Source organism: Acinetobacter sp. P1(2025) (assembly GCF_051390655.1).
GTDB classification, from domain to species: Bacteria; Pseudomonadota; Gammaproteobacteria; order Pseudomonadales; family Moraxellaceae; genus Acinetobacter; species Acinetobacter junii.
In genome coordinates, this window is sequence record NZ_JBPKBJ010000166.1 from 1 (window position 1) to 792 (window position 792).

Sequence of the window (792 nt, forward strand, 5' to 3'; positions counted from 1 at the left end):
GGTGGTGTTTCAAAAAGTATGCTGACATTAAATGAAGCCATTATTGATGTAAAAAAAGGTTAAGTCGAAAGCTTTAAAATGGTTTTCAATCTTTTTTGAAAAATTACAACTCCTTCTAAAACCGCGCCTAATTCGATGCCTTATTTTGCAATTATTACCTTCAATACCTACAGTAAAAAATTTACCAATACTTTGCTCGCAGTTTTTAAAAGCAGTTATGAAACTGTCCCAATGATCACTTGCAATTCGGGTGTAGTGAATACCTAATTGTTTAAGCTTTGTCTTCAATCGTTGAACTGTAGCTAAGTCTCTTTTACCCCAAACATAAGCAACAATCTCACCTGTTTCTCGATGGTAGGCGTAAATAAGCCATTGTTTATTATTTTTATTTCCCACAAAAGTCCAAAACTCATCAACTTCAAGAGACTCATAATGACTTTGTTTAGGCTGAATTTGGTAGGTCGATTCGGTTAAAGTACGTAAAACTTTACCGATACTGATTCGCTCAACTTCAGCGATATCTCGTATACCACTACCTCTGACCATCAACTGTAATATTTTTCGAGTAATGCCTGAATTACATCCTAGATAGCTCAGAGCATGGTCACCAATAAACTGACGTTTACAGTCTTTGCACTGATAGTTTTGTTTCCCATCTACTTTGATGCCATTTTTCTTTATACTGTCACTGAGGCAGGTTGGACATTTGATTTCTAGAGTTATTCGCATTTCTCTATTTTATCAAAATTCAACCTGCTTTGTTTCAGCATACTTTTTGAAACACCACCAAAT

1 protein-coding gene is annotated in these 792 nt (G+C 35.1%); it reads right to left on the reverse strand.

Annotation, left to right across the window (positions count from 1 at the left end):
- Window positions 1–27: 27 nt before the first annotated feature.
- Window positions 28–729 (reverse strand): IS1-like element ISPa14 family transposase, encoded by a 702-nt coding sequence (locus ACSC97_RS18195; RefSeq protein ID WP_004678526.1) that lies wholly within the window; start codon window positions 727–729, stop codon window positions 28–30.
- Window positions 730–792 lie beyond the last annotated feature (63 nt).

What these genes read in the sequence shown, in the direction of transcription:
- ACSC97_RS18195 (WP_004678526.1), bottom strand. Translation starts at nt 729, where the DNA reads ATGCGAATAACTCTAGAAATCAAATGTCCAACCTGCCTCAGTGACAGT.